Genomic DNA, 2243 nt, shown 5'->3' on the forward strand with positions numbered 1-2243 from the left:
TCCTCGACCTGCCCGCCGACCGGCCCCGCCCCGCCCGCCCGAGCCACACCGGCGGCGCCGTCCCCCTCACCGTCCCCGCCGAGGTGTCCGCACCCCTGCTGGGGATCGGCCGGGCCGAGGGCGCCACCGCCTTCATGACGCTGTTCGCCGCCTACCAGGTGCTGCTCGCCCGGTACGCCGGCACCGACGACCTGGTGGTCGGCGTACCGGTGGCCGGCCGGCACCACCCCGACGCCGACGACCTGGTCGGCTTCTTCGTCAACATGCTGCCGCTGCGCGGCCGGCCACGCCCCGACCTGACCTTCCGCGAGCACCTGCGGGCCGTCCGGGACAACTGCGTGGCCGCCTTCGGCCACGCCGAGGTGCCCTTCGAATGGCTGGTCGAGCAGCTCGCCCCGGTCCGGGACCCCGCCCGGACACCACTGTTCTCCACCATGTTCGCCCTGCAGAACATGCCCGCCCCCGTCTGGCGGCTGCCCGGACTGACCGCCACCGCGGCCGACGGCCCCACCGGCGTCGCCAAGTTCGACCTCTCGCTGATCCTGGTCGAGCAGCCCGACGGCCTCACCGGCGCCCTGGAGTACAGCGCCGACGTCCTCGCCCCCGCCACCGCCGAACGGCTGGCCGGCTACTTCGCCACCCTGCTGCGGGCCGTCGCCGCCGACCCCGACACCGCCCTCGCCGACCTGCCGCTCGCCGGCGCCGCCGAGCACCACACGGTCCTCACCGAGTGGAACGACGCCACCGCCGACCTGCCCACCGCCACCGTGCCCGAGCAGATCGCCGCCCACGCCGCCCGCACCCCGCACGCCACCGCCGTCGGCGACGGCACCCGCACCCTCGACTACGCCGCGCTCGACCGGCAGGCCGACGCCCTGGCCCGCACCCTGGCCGCCCACGGCGTCGGACCGCAGACCGTGGTCGGCGTCGCCGTCGACCGCACCACCCGACTGCCGGTCGCGCTGCTCGCCGTGCTGCGGGCCGGCGGCACCTACCTGCCGCTCGACCCCGACTACCCCGCCGAGCGGCTCACCCACATGCTCGCCGACTCCGGTGCCGCCGCCCTGCTCACCGACGACGGCACCGCCCTGCCCGGCGTCCCCTTCGACGGCCCGGTCCTCGCCCTGCACACCCGGGGCCCCGGCCCCGGCACCCCGGCGGCGCCGCCCGTACCGCTGCCCGCACCCGACCCCGACCGCACCGCCTACCTGCTGTACACCTCCGGCTCCACCGGCCGCCCCAAGGGTGTCGCCGTCCCGCACCGTGCCCTCGCCAACCTCCTCGGTGCGATCCGCCGCACCCTCGACGGCTTCGGCCCCGAGGACGTCCTGCTGGCCATCACCACCCTCTCCTTCGACATCGCCGGCCTGGAACTGTGGCTGCCGCTGGTCACCGGCGCCCGGGTCGAGCTCGCCGACCGCACCACCGTCCGCGACGGCGCCGCCCTCGCCCGCCGGATCGCCGACAGCGGCGCCACCTGCCTGCAGGCCACCCCCGCCACCTGGCGCCTGCTGCTGGAGGCCGGCTGGAACGGCGGCCCGCAGCTCACCGCCCTGTGCGGCGGCGAGGCCCTGCCCACCGACCTCGCCGCCGCCCTGCGCCCGCGGGTCGGCGCCCTGTGGAACCTCTACGGCCCCACCGAGGCCACCATCTGGGCCACCGCCCGCCGGATCGACGACGACGGCGAGATCACCGTCGGCCGCCCGCTCGCCAACACCACCGCGTACGTCCTCGACGACCGCCTGCGCCCGGTCCCGCTCGGCGCCGTCGGCGACCTGTACCTCGGCGGCGCCGGCCTCGCCCACGGCTACCACCGAAGGCCCGACCTGACCGCCGCCGCCTTCGTCCCCAACCCCTTCGGACCCGGCCGCCTCTACCGCACCGGCGACCTCGCCCGCCACCGCGCCGACGGCCAACTCCTGCTGCTGGGACGCGCCGACGGACAGATCAAACTCCGCGGCCACCGGATCGAGACCGGCGAGATCGAAGCCGTCCTCGCCGAACACCCCGACATCCGCCGCGCCGCCGTCGTGCTGCGCCCCGACCGGGCCGGCGAACCCCAGCTGGTCGGCCACCTGGTCACCACCCGGCCGCTCGACCCCGCCGAGGTCACCGCCTGGCTGCGCCGCCGCCTGCCCGCCCACCTGGTGCCCGCCCGGCTCGCCGCCATCGACGAACTGCCCCTCAGCCCCGCCGGGAAGCTCGACCGGGCCGCCCTGCCCGCCCCGCCCGACGAGACCCCC

At 77.2% G+C, this 2243-nt stretch carries 1 protein-coding gene; it reads left to right on the plus strand.

Features of this window, described 5'->3' with window-relative positions:
- A partial coding sequence (locus tag AA75_RS53705; protein WP_033820827.1) for an amino acid adenylation domain-containing protein occupies nt 1–2243 on the plus strand: 2243 nt, incomplete at both ends.

Origin of the sequence: Kitasatospora sp. MBT63, assembly GCF_000710465.2 — a bacterium.
Classification (GTDB): Bacteria; Actinomycetota; Actinomycetes; order Streptomycetales; family Streptomycetaceae; genus Kitasatospora.